This window comes from Pseudoalteromonas piscicida (assembly GCF_002208135.1).
GTDB lineage: Bacteria > Pseudomonadota > Gammaproteobacteria > Enterobacterales > Alteromonadaceae > Pseudoalteromonas > Pseudoalteromonas piscicida_A.
On sequence record NZ_CP021646.1, the window covers coordinates 1,328,530 to 1,344,816 of the forward strand.

Annotated in this window: 10 protein-coding genes, 1 tRNA gene and 1 pseudogene; 10 read left to right on the plus strand and 2 right to left on the minus strand. The window is 44.3% G+C overall.

The genetic code is table 11. The features are described 5' to 3' along the window. Window positions 1-61 precede the first annotated feature (61 nt). The 7 genes from ftsH (at window position 62) to B1L02_RS06375 (ending at window position 8,418) form a co-directional block, all read left to right on the plus strand. Complete coding sequence (gene ftsH, locus B1L02_RS06345) at window positions 62-2,014, plus strand: ATP-dependent zinc metalloprotease FtsH (RefSeq protein WP_088530347.1); 1,953 nt, start codon at window positions 62-64, stop codon at window positions 2,012-2,014. A gap of 148 nt (window positions 2,015-2,162) precedes the next feature. Next, a complete protein-coding gene (folP, locus tag B1L02_RS06350; protein WP_088530348.1) occupies window positions 2,163-3,008 on the plus strand; it encodes a dihydropteroate synthase in 846 nt (281 codons plus the stop codon). Continuing rightward, window positions 3,005-4,345 carry a phosphoglucosamine mutase gene (gene glmM / locus B1L02_RS06355; RefSeq protein ID WP_088530349.1) on the plus strand — a complete coding sequence of 447 codons (1,341 nt, stop codon included), beginning with the start codon at window positions 3,005-3,007 and terminating at the stop codon, window positions 4,343-4,345. The genes folP and glmM overlap by 4 nt, the downstream gene beginning before the upstream one ends. A gap of 79 nt (window positions 4,346-4,424) precedes the next feature. Continuing rightward, window positions 4,425-5,165 (plus strand): triose-phosphate isomerase, encoded by a 741-nt coding sequence (gene tpiA, locus B1L02_RS06360; protein ID WP_088530350.1) that lies wholly within the window; start codon window positions 4,425-4,427, stop codon window positions 5,163-5,165. Between the two features lie 4 nt (window positions 5,166-5,169). Further along, a complete protein-coding gene (gene secG / locus B1L02_RS06365) occupies window positions 5,170-5,517 on the plus strand; it encodes a preprotein translocase subunit SecG (RefSeq protein ID WP_088530351.1) in 348 nt (115 codons plus the stop codon). Between the two features lie 23 nt (window positions 5,518-5,540). Then, window positions 5,541-5,624 (plus strand) — tRNA-Leu (locus B1L02_RS06370). 550 nt (window positions 5,625-6,174) lie between these two features. After that, on the plus strand, window positions 6,175-8,418 hold the full coding sequence (locus B1L02_RS06375) for a TonB-dependent receptor (RefSeq protein WP_088530352.1): 2,244 nt from the start codon (window positions 6,175-6,177) through the stop codon (window positions 8,416-8,418). 458 nt (window positions 8,419-8,876) lie between these two features. Here B1L02_RS06375 and B1L02_RS06385 read toward each other — a convergent pair whose 3' ends face one another. After that, on the minus strand, window positions 8,877-11,129 hold the full coding sequence (locus B1L02_RS06385) for a TonB-dependent receptor (protein ID WP_088530354.1): 2,253 nt from the start codon (window positions 11,127-11,129) through the stop codon (window positions 8,877-8,879). A gap of 253 nt (window positions 11,130-11,382) precedes the next feature. On the opposite strand from B1L02_RS06385, the gene B1L02_RS06390 reads away from it, so the two are divergent. The 3 genes and pseudogenes from B1L02_RS06390 to B1L02_RS06400 all read left to right on the plus strand — a co-directional run bounded on the left by B1L02_RS06390 (window position 11,383) and on the right by B1L02_RS06400 (window position 15,386). Further along, entirely contained in the window at window positions 11,383-12,384 is a 1,002-nt protein-coding gene (locus tag B1L02_RS06390) for a LacI family DNA-binding transcriptional regulator (RefSeq protein WP_088530355.1), read from the plus strand. 214 nt (window positions 12,385-12,598) lie between these two features. Beyond that, window positions 12,599-13,860, plus strand: a pseudogene (locus B1L02_RS06395) (MFS transporter). An 8-nt stretch (window positions 13,861-13,868) separates the two neighbouring features. After that, on the plus strand, window positions 13,869-15,386 hold the full coding sequence (locus B1L02_RS06400; protein WP_088530356.1) for a trehalase family glycosidase: 1,518 nt from the start codon (window positions 13,869-13,871) through the stop codon (window positions 15,384-15,386). On the opposite strand, the gene B1L02_RS06405 is transcribed toward B1L02_RS06400, so the two are convergent. Then, entirely contained in the window at window positions 15,322-16,233 is a 912-nt protein-coding gene (locus B1L02_RS06405; protein WP_088530357.1) for a helix-turn-helix transcriptional regulator, read from the minus strand. The genes B1L02_RS06400 and B1L02_RS06405 overlap by 65 nt on opposite strands. Window positions 16,234-16,287: the final 54 nt, after the last annotated feature.

Genomic DNA, 16,287 nt, shown 5'->3' on the forward strand with positions numbered 1-16,287 from the left:
TGGGAAGCATCAAGTTGAATTTGAATTTTTTTGGATACAAGAGGTTAACTCCTTGAGCGATATGGCTAAAAATCTAATACTCTGGTTAGTGATTGCAGTAGTGCTAATGACTGTGTTCCAGAGCTTTAACGGTGGCGAACAATATGATCGCCAAACGAGTTACACACAATTTGTAAAGGATGTGCGCAATGGCTCTGTAAGAGAAGTCAGTATTGACCGTCAAACAGGCGTAATTAGTGGCGTTCGTTCAAGCGGCGATCGTTTTCAAACAGTAATTCCATTAACTGATTTGGATTTGGTTAATGACTTACTTAAGAACGATGTGAATATCAAAGGCGTTGCACCGGAAGAGCAATCTTTCCTTGCAAACATCTTTATTTCTTGGTTCCCAATGCTACTGCTAATTGGGGTGTGGATCTTCTTCATGCGCCAAATGCAAGGCGGTGGCGGCAAGGGCGCAATGTCGTTTGGTAAAAGCAAAGCTCGATTAATGAGTGAAGACCAAGTCAAAACAACATTTGCGGACGTTGCTGGCTGTGATGAAGCGAAAGAAGACGTTACTGAGCTAGTTGACTTCTTACGTGATCCTTCTAAGTTCCAGAAGCTGGGTGGTAGCATTCCGAAAGGCGTGTTAATGGTTGGCCCTCCAGGTACAGGTAAAACTTTACTTGCCAAAGCGGTTGCTGGTGAAGCAAAAGTACCATTCTTTACCATCTCTGGTTCTGACTTCGTAGAAATGTTTGTCGGTGTTGGTGCGTCTCGTGTTCGTGATATGTTTGAACAGGCAAAGAAAGCAGCACCTTGTATCATTTTTATCGACGAAATCGATGCTGTAGGACGTAAACGTGGCGCTGGTATGGGCGGTGGTCACGATGAGCGTGAGCAAACACTTAACCAAATGCTTGTAGAAATGGATGGCTTTGAGGGCAACGAAGGTATTATCGTTATCGCCGCCACTAACCGTCCTGATGTACTTGACCCTGCACTGTTACGTCCTGGTCGTTTCGATCGCCAAGTCGTGGTTGGCCTTCCGGATATTCGTGGCCGTGAACAAATCTTAAATGTGCACATGCGCAAAGTACCGTTAGACGATAATGTTGAAGCATCTGTGATTGCACGTGGTACACCGGGTTTTTCTGGTGCTGACTTAGCTAACCTTGTGAATGAGGCTGCTCTATTTGCCGCTCGTGGAAACAAGCGAAAGGTAAGCATGGCGGAATTTGACGCGGCGAAAGATAAAATCATGATGGGCGCTGAGCGTAAGTCCATGGTGATGAGCGAGCAAGAAAAGGAAATGACGGCTTATCACGAAGCTGGTCACGCGATTGTTGGTCGTTTAGTGCCTGAGCATGACCCAGTATATAAAGTGTCGATTATTCCACGTGGTCGCGCATTAGGGGTAACAATGTACTTACCAGAGCAAGACCGTGTAAGTCACTCTAAGCAACACCTAGAGTCTATGCTTTCAAGTTTATACGGTGGTCGTATCGCTGAAGCGCTGATTTATGGTGATGACAAGGTAACGACAGGCGCGAGCAACGATATTGAACGCGCGACCGATATTGCTAAGAAAATGGTTACTCAGTGGGGCTTAAGTCCGAAACTTGGTCCACAGATGTATTTGGAAGAGCAAGGCGAGATGTACATGGGTGGTGGTTCTCACCGTATGTCAGGTATGTCAGATGAAACCGCTAAGCTGATTGATGCAGAAATTAAAGATTTCATTGATCGCAACTACCAACGTGCAGAGCAAATCCTAAAAGACAATATGGATATTCTTCACACGATGAAAGACGCGTTGATGAAATACGAAACGATTGATGCATTGCAGATTGATGACTTAATGGAGCGTCGTGATGTTCGTCCACCGAGGGATGCCCATGACATTAAGCCAGAGAAAAAAGCGGAATCTGCGAAAGTAACAGAAATAAAACCTGAGCCTAAAGCTGAGAAACCAGCAGAAGATCAGTCAAGCGACACATCATCAAACTCAGAACTTGATGACAAATCGTAAGATTAGGTAGAATACGACAGCCCCGAGCAATCGGGGCTTTTTTGTATCAGTTGATGTAAGTTTTATGAGCGCTAAATGCGAGAACTTAAATCAACCGCTATAAACCTTTCGCTATCACTAAACTTAGATTACAGAAAATAGGTATAGAATGTACGAGTTACGTTTACCCAAAGGGCGCACCCTTAGTTTAGATAAGCCTCAAGTAATGGGGATTTTAAATGTTACTCCTGACTCATTTTCTGACGGTGGACATTTTACTCACCTTGATAGTGCGCTCGAACAAGCAAATTTAATGCTTTCACAAGGCGCTACCATCTTAGACATCGGTGGAGAGTCAACTCGTCCCGGTGCACCAAACGTGCAATTAGAAGAAGAATTACAGCGCGTAATACCGATCATAAAAGCAATTCGCACACACTCGAACTGTGTGATTTCGGTAGATACCAGTAAAGCCGAGGTGATGAAACAAGCAATAGAGGCTGGCGCTGATATCATTAATGATGTTCGGGCATTGCAAGGATCTGGCGCGTTGGAAGTCGCAGCCCAATATCCCGATGTACCAATTTGTTTAATGCATATGCAGGGCGAACCTCGCTCAATGCAAAATAACCCTCACTATGATGACTTATTTTCAGACATCAGTCAGTTTTTCGAAGCTAGGATCAGTGCGTGCAAGCAAGCTGGGATTGATACCAATCGGCTGATTTTAGATCCTGGTTTTGGCTTCGGTAAATCTCTAGAGCATAACTTTCAGATATTAGGTGGATTGGACAAGTTTTACGCTTTCGATTTGCCTATTCTGACAGGCCTCTCTAGAAAGTCCATGTTTGGACAACTACTCACTCGGGAAACGCATGAGCGCGTGGCTGCGAGCCTAGCCGGTGCACTGATATGTGCGCAGCAAGGCGCACATATAATTCGTGTTCATGACGTAAAAGAAACAAGCGACGTCCTTAATGTATGGCTGGCGTCGGTCAATGGAGTTACTCAATGACAACAAGAAAGTACTTCGGTACGGATGGTGTAAGGGGCATGGTGGGCGAGTTCCCAATTACGCCTGAATTTGCAATGAAACTAGGCTGGGCGGCTGGAAAAGTGCTGTCTGAGCGTGGTACCAAAAAGGTAATTATTGGCAAAGATACCCGCATTTCTGGCTACCTTCTTGAAACCGCGTTAGAGGCTGGGTTGATTGCTGCTGGGATCAATGTGATTTTATTAGGACCTATGCCGACACCAGCTGTTGCTTATTTGACGCAAACGTTCAGAGCTGAGGCTGGTATTGTGATTAGTGCATCTCATAACCCATACCATGATAACGGCATCAAGTTTTTTGGTGGCGATGGTAAAAAGCTCCCTGACGAAGTGGAACTTGCAATAGAAGCAAAGCTGGATGAGCCGATGACGTGTGTCGCGTCTGAAAAACTCGGGAAAGCTAAGCGTCTAGAGAGTGCGGATGGTCGCTATATCGAATTTTGTAAAAGCCAGTTTCCTAAAGAGCTATCGCTTGAAGGGTTGAAAGTGGTGTTGGACTGCGCAAATGGCGCGACTTATCACATTGCGCCAAGTGTGATGCGTGAACTTGGTGCAGACGTTATCACAACCGCGTGTGAGCCTAATGGTGTCAACATCAACGAAAAATGCGGTGCAACGCATGTCGAAGCGTTGAAAAAATCGGTGCTTGAACATCAAGCGGATGTTGGTATTGCTTATGATGGTGATGGTGACCGAGTCATGATGGTCGATCACGACGGTCATGTATTTGATGGTGATGACATCGTCTATATCATTGCATGCCAAGCTCATGCCGATGGCACACTAGGTGGCGGTGTTGTAGGTACAGTCATGTCTAACATGGGACTCGAAAACGCCCTTAAATCACGCGGAATTGCTTTTGAGCGCAGTAAGGTCGGTGACCGCTACGTAATGGAGCTGCTTGGTGAAAAAGGCTGGAAAATCGGCGGCGAAAGCTCAGGTCACGTATTAAATCTGGATCTGATCAGCACTGGCGACGGCATTGTCTCTAGCTTGCAAGTGCTTGCAGCCATGGTTGCGCAGAATAAAACATTAAAAGATTTGGGTGACGGTTTTAGCAAATACCCAATGAAGATGATCAATGTGCGCTATAGCACTAAAGATGATCCAACCGAGCAAGAGTCTGTGAAAGCTGTCGTTGCTGAAGTTGAAACTCAGCTTGCCGGAAAGGGGAGAGTGCTATTGCGTAAATCTGGTACAGAGCCAGTGGTTCGCGTCATGGTTGAAGCTCAGCAACAGAAGCAAGTTATCGATTTTGCTCAAAAAATCGCTGAAGTTGTTGAATCTGTGAGCAATTAAACCAAAAATTAAATTTATTTCTTGTAACTTCGGGTGAGTGGAGTTAGTATCTCACCCGCTTTCTACTGCGGAGTATCGTATGATAACTAGAAAGCAAATTGTCGCTGGTAACTGGAAAATGAATGGCTCAAAAGCCCTTATTAACCAAATATCAGAAGCAGTAAGCAATCAAACATTTCAAGCAGATGTAATTGTTTTTCCTCCTGCCATGCTCATTGAGCAAGCAGCAAGTAAAGGGCTTACTGTCGGAACACAAACTGTTTCGGAATATAAAGAAGGCGCATACACTGGAGAAATTCAGGCGTCCCTAGCAAAAGCGCTAGGTGCAACATATGCCTTAGTTGGTCACTCAGAGCGTCGAGCTATTTATGGTGAGAGCGATGAAGATGTTGCTAATAAATTTGCACATGCTCAAGAACAAGGTCTGACACCAATTTTATGTGTTGGTGAGACCGAAGAAGAAAGAGAAAATGGGCAGACAGAGCAAGTGGTTGCAAGACAAATAAACGCGGTTATTGCCAAATTAGGTGTGGCAGCGCTAACTAACTCTGTGATAGCATACGAACCTGTTTGGGCTATTGGTACTGGTAAAACAGCATCTCCTGAGCAAGCGCAAACAGTACACAAATTTATACGTGATTTGCTTTCAGAAAATGACAAGCAGATTGCACAATCACTGCAACTTTTATATGGTGGCAGTGTGAATGAACAGAACAGTGAATTGTTATTCGCACAAGACGATATAGACGGTGGACTTATCGGTGGCGCAAGCCTAAAACCTGAGAGTTTCGCAGCTATATGCAGAAGTGCAAAAGGATAAGTAAATGTACGAAATTCTAATGGTTGTTTACTTAATTGTCGCGTTAGCACTAATTGGTATGGTGTTAATTCAGCAAGGTAAAGGCGCAGATATGGGCTCATCGTTCGGTGCAGGTGCATCAGCGACAGTTTTCGGCTCATCAGGTGCAGGCAACTTTATGACCAAAACAACGACAATCTTAGCAACGATTTTCTTTGTGCTAAGTATTGTTCTAGGTAACCTAACTACAGGTCAAATTAAAAAGACTAACGAGTGGGAAAACCTAGAGGCACCAGCAGCTGCAACAACGGTTCCAGCAACAAGTGATGTGCCAGCGACAGAAGAAAATCCAGCTTCTGACGTTCCTAACTAATCATTAGGAAATACACCGAATTTGCGAATGTGGTGGAATTGGTAGACACGCCATCTTGAGGGGGTGGTGGCTTCGGCCGTGGGGGTTCAAGTCCCCCATTCGCACCAAATAAAAAAACCAGCTTAAGCTGGTTTTTTTTCGTTTACACTTTCAAACTAAGTCGGGATCTTCTTGGGCTCTTATTTCGTTGAAGCTTATTCATAAGTTTAACTTTTTATTTATCAAAGTTTGTCCTAATTACAGTGATGCAGCTTCGCTAATAGAAGTCATTTTCAAGCGAACCTGAAACAATGGCAAAATCTAGGCATAAGTTTCACTTTAGTAACATATTATCCAGCTATTTAGTATAATTATTTGTTCTATAACGCTTTTTTATAAAAATTAATTTTCTAATATTGGTTTTATTATGGTGGTAAAAACCCAAAAGTAATTTTTATTAAATAATTATTTCCATTTATCCCCATTGTGACTATAATGCCCCTCCAGAGGAAAGAGATGCCGCTAGTGCATCTTTTTTTATGCCCAAAATTTGTAGTGTTTAAATCTAACTAGATTTAACGAATTACAGGGCTAGAAGTAATAACACTTAGCTTGTTACTTCTCTAGTTTGCGACCTCTCGCAACTAGCAAACACATGGTGGTTCCTTTGGAGATTATATGATTACAGTTTTACCTCGCCTTGGTTTATCTGCGATTTCAGCTGCAGTGTTAGCAGCAGTAGCCCTTCCTAGTACAGCATTGGCTGAGCAAGCTAATGTAGAGCAAGAAAAGCAAGTTTTTGAAAAAATAGAAGTGACTGCTCGTAAACGTACTGAAAGTTTGTTCGAAACGCCTACTGCGATTACTTCTATCGGCGCTAGCGATATTGATAAAGCCAATATCAGCAATCTAGACGATATTGGCAAGTTCGTTCCAAACTTAAATATTACTCGCTATGGTGTAGGTAACGCCGCACATGCTTCTGTATTTATTCGTGGAATTGGCCTACAAGACCATGTGATCACAACAGATCCTGGTGTTGGTGTTTACGTTGATGGTGTATACCTTGGCCGTCAGATGGGTTCTAACCTTTCACTGCCAAATGTTGAACGCGTAGAAGTACTGCGTGGCCCACAAGGTACACTGTACGGCCGCAACACATTAGGTGGTGCAGTAAACGTGATTACTAAACAACCTGGCGCCGAAGAAATTGCGCGTGTTGAAGCTAAAATAGGTTCTCGCGGTCGTTTAGCGACTGATCTGTATACAAGCCAAACGTTAACGGACACACTAAGCTTTTCAGCGAGTGCATCTTATAAAGAGCGTGATGGTGTAGGTAAAGCAATCAACTTAGCAAACCCTGAAAAAGAAATCGGTGAAGAGCAAGAGTTTAGTGGTCGCTTAGCGCTTAGATGGCAAGCAACGAATGATTTAGTTGTTACCGCTGCATTTGACGGCGTCGAGAACGAGTCTGGTCAATCGCCGTATACTATCGAGTTAACAGATCCACTTGACTCAAATGACCCTTTCAATGGTGACTTCCCATTGCTAGAAGAGTCTATGCTGCCAAACAATCCAGATGATTTGGCGACAACGGTTGCTGGAATTGAAAGCACAGATTACTCTGGTTGGGGCGGCTCAGTGACTGCTGATTGGCAAGCAAGTGATGTTTACGCGGTTAAATTTATCGCGAGCAAGCGTAGCTCTGAATATACCGGCGGCCTAGATGACGATGCGGTAGCACTTAATCTATCTGAATTCCCAGAAGAGGGCGGTGCAGATCAATATTCATTTGAACTACAACTAAACGGTACTTATGACGCTTGGGATTTTGTATCGGGCCTTTATTACTTTAACGAAGATGGCTTTACCAGCTCTGGCCCTTTTGTATTTAGCCCGTGGAACACGCCAAATGGCTTATTAAATGATGGTCAGACCGCTTCTTTTGGTGGCTACGGTTACTTTGATATCAACCAAGAAACAGATGCCTATGCCGCGTACATCAATGCAAGCTTTGACGTGACTGAACTACTAAGCATTGGTGGTGGGCTACGTTACTCTGAAGACAAAAAAGAGGCAAACGCGCTATTTCCAAGCTTTGGCACTCGTAAATACGTAAGCGCAGATTTTGACGAAGTGACGTGGGACGTGAATGCGTCATACCAGTTAACTCGTGACATCAATGTTTACGCGCAGGTCCAAAAAGGATACCAAAGTGGCGGCTTCCCGCCGCGTCCATTTGGTGGTCCAGATCAATTCGCTGCGTTTGATGAAACTAAAGCGATTAACTACGAAATCGGTTTCAAAGGCCAAGTGCATGAAAACGTATCTATGATGGTTGCTGCATTTGTAACGGATTACACCGATCTGGCGTTACCTTTCAACGACCCGACAGCTGGCGGTGGTTTCGTCACTATCGTTGAAAATGCGGGTGAGTCGAAAGCACAAGGTATTGAACTTGAAACGACAATCGCAATTACTGATGATTTTTCAGTACGCAGCTCAATCGGTTACCTAGACTCTGAAATTACCCATGTTGATGAAGGTGTTATTGGTATTGGTAAAGGGGATGCGCCAGCACTCACACCGCGATGGACAGTGATGGTGGCACCATCTTACTTCCATGACTTAGAGCACGGTGCAACGATTGCAGTTAACGCAAGCTACTCGTACCGCTCAGACATGCAAGGTCAGTCTGTCACACGTGCAAGTGAGTATATTGATTCTCGCGAATTGTTAGGCTTTAACATCTCATACACCAACGCTGAAGGCGATATGGAAGTAACGCTATACGGTGAAAACGTGCTAAACGAAGTGTACGATGTAGGTCGTCTACAGCAAAGTGGCTTTGTTGGTGTCATGCGCAGCAATGACCGCAGTGAGTTTGGTATTAAGTTCAAAAAAGAGTTCTGGTTAGATTAATCCAGCCCTTGTTTGAATATAGAAAAAGCCGCTTAGTTTCTTACTAAGCGGCTTTTTTGTTGTAGTTGTCCCATCCTAAATCATGTGGAAACTTTTCAAAGCTAACGTGAGTAATACCAATTAGTCTTAATACTTGCTCAATTTGAAGGAACAAATCTGGCGCTAACTGCGTTAAGAATTTCTCATTTAGAACAACTAAATAGCAAAATTTTCGCCTAGTTATCGACAAGATTTTCTCGCCTCAAAATAGATCACTTAATTAAGCTAATTGATATAAATCACTTAAAATCGTTTTTCTCGACACTGCCCGAAAACAAAGTTAGGGCAACTATCCGATTGAGAAAGTATGGCCTAATAACGATGTCGGCAGTTTTAGTCTGTAATTTTCTTTTAGCGCTACCAGCCTTAGACATTTGATATAAGCGGGCAGCGCTATGTTAAACGCTTAGTTACAGCAACTAGAACGTATACGCAACGCTAAATTTCACACTCCTTGGCATGATATAGCGGCCGTTAGGTGAATCTGGGTTACGTGGATCCCCCTCGGTGATCCCTTGTTTATCAGTAAGGTTATCTACCGCCAGTTGTAATTTTACGCCCTCTGTTGGCTCTACGATAAGGCCAACATCAAGCTTTTCATAGCCCTCTAACACAACGGAATTTTCATTATCGCCAAAACGGTCATCTACAGCTGAGAGTGTGCCATACAAGGTGGCGTACATACCTGATATTTCAAAGTCATAGCTCGGTGTAATACGTAGCATCCAGTCAGGTTGGCGCTGTGCTTTATTCCCTTCATTGGTCGGGCTTTCAGTAATTTCAGTGTCTTGCCATGTGGCATTCAAGTTTACCGATAGGCCCGACTCATGGTTGTAACAGTAATCAAGTTCTACACCAGTTGCTTCGTTGGTTAGAATTTCCGCAGGTACACCTGGGCGTCTTACAAACGTGTCGCCTTTTACTTCGTTGGTAAATAAAGTAACAAACAGGTCGCCGGTTTCACCCATATATTTATAGCCAAGCTCTGCTTGTGTGACTTCTTTAATCAGCAACTCGCCAGATTCATAGGTGCTATAGTTGTCTCTAAAGTCGTCGAAATAAGGCATTTTGTAGCCTTTGTTCATACGCACAAAAACACCTGAATCTAAGCTCAAACTATAGTCAGCACCTAAGGTCCATGAAGTCTTGCGCTCATCATAGTCAACCGCTTTGGTGATAGCCCCATCTAAACCTTCGTCGACCGAATACTCAACCTCGTGTTGCTCGCTACGTAAGCCTAAATCTACCTTAAGGGCTTCCGTTGCTTGGTAACTTTGGGTGGTGTAGATGGCCCATGTTGTCGCATCACCAGAACTGTTAATGTCGTAGTTGAAGGCGCAACCCGCAACATCGCTATTACACGCGATACCATTCAATGCTTCGCCACCTTGTTCCAAAACGTGGTAGGCGGTATTACCTAAGCTCCACCAGTCTTTTGCTGAGGTAGTTGCTGTATAAATACCAAAGGCACTTGACCAATCACCAAAGGTTTTACTCAAGGCTAAGTCATTAGTGAAAGCCTCGATATCTTTTAATACAACCCAGCGACCATATTGTTGTACCATGGTATCGCCCGCGTATTCATCGCCCGTGACGCTACCTGTTGCGGTTTCACCATTGTCCGCCACTTCACTTAAACGCATTGCACTGCCAGCAGGTACAAGGCCTAGTGTATTTGCATCGCCTTGCGTTAAGCTAAAGCGGTCATTTAATTGCCAGCCGTTTTTGAATTCTACTTTTAAGCTACCTCCAGAAACATGGCCTTTCCAGCCGCGACCATCACCCATATCTACGCTCATCGGTGCATTTTTATCACCGACATAAATAATAGCTTTGCGATTATTCGTTCCCAGCTGAGTAAAGCCCGCATCCACACCCTCCACATTAAGTGGGGTTGGCAGGTACCATGCGCCTCTGTCATCAGTTTGGCGGGTATAAAGGTTGAACTCACCGTCAGCAAACTCTTTGGTTAGGTTGATCGTAAATTGATGACCTTTTTCTGAGGTAAAGCCCGCATCACGGATCCCTGAAGAGCGTTTGATATAACCGCCAACCATGTAGTAAAGATCATTGGAGATCTCACCACTTAACACGCCGTCAATGCGGTTTAGACCATAGTCTGTGGTGGTATATTTAAACGTACCTTCAGTGTCGGTTTGGCCACGTTTGAGTTGAAAATTCGTGGTTAAGCCCGGCTGACCATTGGACACCACTGGGTTTGGTCCACCACGTAGGCCTTCCATCATACTGATGGTTTCATCAAGTCTGAAAATCGATGTGTTTTCTAAAAATGAGAGCGTTGGCGCGGGATAGATAGGACTACCTTGCAAACTAACTGTTAAGAATGGTGCATCACCACCGCCTGGAAAACCGCGAACAAAAACGTTGGCACCGGATTCACCTCCTGAACTTTCAACCCAGATCCCAGGCACTGCTTTAAGTAAGTCTGCGGTACTTTTAGGGGCGAGCTTATCAATTTGCACGGCATCGATATTAGTTACAGCAAAGCTAGCGTCAATTTTTCTGATCCCTGCGCCACCTGGTGTACCTGACACAATGATGGTTTCTACTTTTTCTTTATTATTGTTCGATTGTTGCTCAGCCTGAGCTGATGCGCTTAACGCAAGCGTTACAGCAGCAGCGATCAAGTTTAAGGAGTTAGTTTTTATCACGGCTAAAGCCCTCTTGTTGTTGTCATAGACTGGTATTTAACGACTGTCTATTTTTTAAAATAGATCTTAATGCAAACGTTTGCAATGATGTTGTTTAAAAATTTGTCATAAAATGGTGGAAGGCGTTACAAATTTACAGTGATTGCTTATCTTTTCTGCTTGGTTAGGGTAGGAGATTCAATTAGTTATGGTTTAAATATCAAAAAATTGTAAGAATAGCGATGTAATAACGTGTGCTAAGAAGGGGTTTGCGATGGGAACAACACAATTAAAGCTATCGGATCTAGCAAGGCTAGCTGGAGTCTCTACCTCCACAGCTTCCCGTGCACTCAATGATAACCCTCTGATAAAAAAGGAAACTCGAGAGCGCATACAGGCGCTTGCAAAAGAGCATCACTTTAGCGTTAACGCGGCCGCTAGTCGCTTACGGATGCAAAAAACCAAAGTCATTGCCGTTATTATCAACCTCGAAGCCGAAACCAAACAGTCCGTCGACGACCCATTTTTACTTAAAGTTGTGAGCGATATTAATCGTGCAGTGAACCAAAAAGGGTACGAGTTATTACTCTCTAATTCTTATATGGCGGGGGAAGACTGGCATGGTTATTTCATTTCTGGCCGTCGAGCCGATGGGGTTATCGTCGTCGGACAAGGCAAGGAGCAAGCACGAATTGAGCGCGCTGCAAGAGCGGGAACGCCGATCGTAGTATGGGGCGACCCTAAAACTTCTGCAAATTATCCTATCGTTGGTAGTGACAATTTTATTGGTGGCCTTAGCGCAACGGAGCACTTAATTACCAAAGGTGCGACTAAACTTCTATTTTTGGGCGATCCGGGTCATGCCGAACTTGGTGAGCGCTATCGCGGATTTTGCCATGCGGTGAAAGAAGCAAAGGTAGAAGCGCAAATGGTTAAAATCGACATTACCTCAGAGGCTGCCTACGCGAGTATAAACGCTTTGTTGCGGGCACAAGGATTAACTTTTGATGGGATCTTTGCCTGTAGTGATATGGTTGCACTTGGGGCACTAAAAGCCCTAAAAGAGCGTTATGTTAGCGTACCGAATGACGTACGAATAGTCGGATTTGACGATATTGCCATGGCACAGATCAGCTTCCCTGCGCTATCTACGATTAAACAAGACACCAATGCGGCGGCACAGTTATTGGTGGAAAAGCTGCTCTCTCAGCTAAGTGGTGAGACATGTGCTTCTCAAGAGGTGCCGTCCTCACTGGTGATCAGACAGTCTAGTTAACCTGAACTCGGGATGATATTACGCTTTTGAACTTAGGTATCTTGGTAGCTTAACTAACTTTTTATCCCGATTTCAGGTTAGTTAAAGCAGTACAATATGCGATAACAATCATTAGCTTAAATTGTTTTGATGCGATTTAAAATGCAAACGATTGCAAAAGTGAAAAAGTCTGTCTAGACTAAAAAGGAATCACAGTGTTTTAACGAGAATAACAATGAACCGAGCACGTATCATACTTGCCATGGCCGTTAGTTACTTCCTATTCGCTATTTTGCTCAATAGTGTAGGGACGGTCATCTTGCAGTCCATTCATAGCTTTGGCATTACAAAAGCGCAGGCCGCCACCTTAGAGGCATTTAAAGATCTTCCCATCGCCATCGTGTCATTTCTAGTTGCGTCGGTTATCCCTAGGGTCGGATTTAAAATCGCTCTGACTGCAGTGCTCGCAGGCGTGGCATTAATTTGCAGCATCACTCCTATGGTCGCTGAGTTTTGGATTTTAAAACTGGTATTTGCTTCTGTTGGGGCGGCATTTGCGGTAGTCAAAGTGTCGGTTTATGCACTCGTTGGCCAAGTCACTGAAGGAAGCAACCAACATTCAAGCCTGCTTAATTTTATTGAGGGCGTGTTTATGTTGGGGGTACTAGGCGGTTATTGGATTTTTGCGGCGTTTATTGACAGCGGCGATAACTCTCTTGGCTGGTTAAACGTCTATTTCGTGTTAGCTGTGCTGAGTGCTTTCACCGCGTTTATTGTTTGGATCTCCCCAATTGCAAAGCCAGAGCCAACGCAAGCCACCGAATCTAGTGTCTTTGCATTTATAGCGATGTTAAAGCTTGTAGCTAAGCCGCTTGTGCTGGTATTTGTGATTTCCGCATTTTTATACGTATTGATAGAGCAGAGTATAGGCACTTGGCTGCCTACTTTTAATAATGAGATCTTGTCATTACCGGTGAATATTAGCGTGCAAATTACCAGTGTTTTCGCTGCCTGTTTAGCACTCGGTCGGCTTGGTGCCGGCGTTGTGCTCACCAAAGTACATTGGTACGTGGTGTTAAATGTTTGCCTTGCCGCTATGGCAGGATTAGTGATTCTAACGTTACCGATGACTGAGGGTATTGAGAAAACGCTTATTTCTTCGCTATTTGACGCTCCCCCGTGGCTTTTCTCATGCCGCTGATCGGTCTTTTTATGGCACCTATTTATCCGGTGATAAATTCGGTCATGCTAAGTAGTTTACCCACGACACAGCACGCTTCGATGACAGGGCTAATCGTTGTATTTTCTGCGCTTGGTGGTAGCACGGGCTCAATGATCACAGGTTTGGTATTTCAACATTTTGGTGGCCAACAAGCGTTTTATGGGGCACTTATTCCCATGCTGGTGATTGCTGTGTGTTTATATTTCTTTAAATCGATGAGTGAGTCTAGCCAATTAAATCATGCTCACACGCCAAATCAACAAAAGGTGAGCTGAGGTTTTACATGCAGTATCAATCAAACTTTTATTCCACAGAGATTTTTAAGGCGGTGCAAAGCGCTGGTTTGTTTTCAGACAGTAAAGTTTTTGCAGATGCCATCGCAAAAATTCCGCTGGCAGAGATAGAAAACCAGTATGTGATGCAAAAGCCGACTGGAGAGGCGTTACGTAGATTTGTTCATGCGCATTTTGACTTTATTGCCAACAAAGAGCTAGATGCCTTACCTGATTTTACTAGTGCGCAGCAGTATATCTGCGCACTGTGGTCGCGCTTATCTAGAAAGCCGAGCACCGTTTCTAAAGGCTCCTTGTTACCGCTGCCCCATCCTTATGTTGTACCGGGTGGACGCTTTAACGAGATTTATTACTGGGATAGCTATTTTACGGCGCTTGGACTTTTGGACGCGGATAGAAGCGATCTCGTTGAGGGGATGTTAGATAACTTTGTGAGTCTTATAGAGCGTATTGGACATGTACCAAACGGCAATCGAGATTATTACCAGAGCCGCTCACAGCCACCTGTGACAGCATTAATGGTCGATTTACTGTGGCGGGAAAAGTCTCACGATGTAGCGTGGCTGACGCGTATTACTCAAGCACTACTGAAAGAACATCAATTTTGGCAGACTGGACAGAATTTAAGTTGCACGGATCAAAAAGCGCATTATCGAGTGGTCAACATGCCATGTGGGGGCACACTGAATCGCTACTGGGATCCGCTTGCAGCGCCGCGTCCAGAGTCTTTTGTTGAGGATATCGAATTAGCCGCAGCGGTGATAGACAGTAATGCATTTTATCGGCACATTCGTGCGGCTTGTGAGTCGGGATGGGACTTTAGTAGCCGTTGGTTAGCAAACGCTGACGATTTAGCGAGCATTTGTACGACAGACATTATCCCGGTGGATTTAAATGCGCTACTGGTATTGCTTGAGTCGCAAATCGCACGTTGTTTTGAGAAATTAAACGAGATAACGCAAGCTCAGTACTATGCCAATTTAGCGTCAAATCGTAGTGCGCTGATACAGAAATATTGTTGGTGCGATAAAAAAGGCTGGTTTTTCGATGTTAATCTTAATGATTATGCACGCACCTCCGTTGAATCTCTAGCGGGCGTCGTGCCTATGTTTGCAGAGCTGGTTACACCTGAGCAGGCAAAACATATTGGCAAAAAACTGAAGGCAGAATTTTTGCAGCAAGGCGGATTGGTTAGTACCTTAGTCACTACTTCACAGCAGTGGGACAGTCCTAATGGCTGGGCACCACTACAGTGGTTTGCGGTGTCAGGCTTACGGGCATATGGACAAAATCAACTCGCGAAGGAGATTATGCAAGCATGGCTTTATGCTGTTGAAACTGGTTTTAGTCAAGTAGGCTGTTTGCTTGAGAAGTATAATGTGGTTGAACCTGATAAGCAGGCAAGTGGCGGAGAGTACGTGGTGCAGCAGGGCTTTGGTTGGACTAACGGAGTAACCAGTCGTTTTTATCGACTTTTAGTGCCTGAAGTTGATAGTCCTTCGGTGTAATATTAAAGGCTCGTTTAAACGCGCGACTAAATTGACTTGGATGTTTAAAGCCGAGCGCGAAACTAATTGCGGTGATCTGAATGCCTGCTTTTAGTTTTGCCTTTGCCTCCGTTAATCTCCTAGCTTGGAGCCACTGCTGTGGTGTGGTCGCAAATGACTTTCTAAATTGAGTGAAAAAGCGACTTCTACTCATGCAGCTGAGTTTACAAAGCTTCTCTACATCGAGTGGCTCGTCTAAATGAGTCTCCAAATAATGCACTGCTTGATACAAACCGTTATGATCTGGTGCTTGTTTTACTGCGCCTAGCAGCAGATCTCGGCTTTGTTGCTGTAGTAGTCTTGCAATTAGTTCGTCCATTGCCAAATCGATAAAGTATCCCCGCTCGGCCTCATTCTCACTGAATAGGTGAAGTAATCGTCCCAAGCAGTGCTGGGTTTGCCAGTTATGCTCAGTGTGTACCAATTGCTTTTGATAATTAAAATCACTAGGAAGTGAAAGCGCTAACTTCTCGCTCACGGTATTAATTTTCTCTCGACTGATTTCGATTGCTAAACAGGTGGTGGGAGCAGATAAGCTGGCGTCGGGAAAGTCTATAAATACAGTTTGCTCTGGCGCCAATACGAAACTTTGATGAGGTAAAAAGGGTTGGTGATAGTCGCAACTATCTACGTGCATCACTTTTTTACCTGTGATCATCGCACAAAACAACACTTCATTAGAGGCGAGTTTGACTCTATTGGTTCTTTCGTAAGTGTCATAGACGCTCAGCTCAACGTTATTGGCGGCAAAACTTATTTTGTTTTCGACTAAGCGTTCAATACGACTGCGATGTTTAGAGATTTGCAAACAATGCGCTCCTTCTCGGTTACTTTTGGACTGTGCGTACACATTCCGAGACCC